The following is a 235-nucleotide window of genomic DNA, read 5'->3' on the forward strand; positions in this document are numbered from 1 at the left end:
CACCCCCTCGGCGCGTACCTCGTCCGGGGTCTTGCCGAAGGCGAGTGCCTGGGTCTGGGCGAAGAAGTTGGCCATGAGCAGGTCGTGCTGGGCCTTGAGTCCGTCGCTCAGCTCGGCCACGGGCCGGGCGAAGCCGATGAAGTCCGCCGGGATCAGCTTGGTGCCCTGGTGGATCAGTTGGTAGTAGGCGTGCTGGCCGTTGGTGCCCGGCGTGCCCCAGACCACGGGTCCGGTC

1 pseudogene is annotated in these 235 nt (G+C 68.9%); it reads right to left on the bottom strand.

The features are described 5' to 3' along the window. A pseudogene (locus tag KUM40_RS26390) lies at positions 1-235 on the bottom strand (glucose-6-phosphate isomerase); the annotation flags it as partial.

This window comes from Streptomyces sp. AC512_CC834 (assembly GCF_019049325.1).
In the GTDB taxonomy this organism is placed as follows: domain Bacteria; phylum Actinomycetota; class Actinomycetes; order Streptomycetales; family Streptomycetaceae; genus Streptomyces.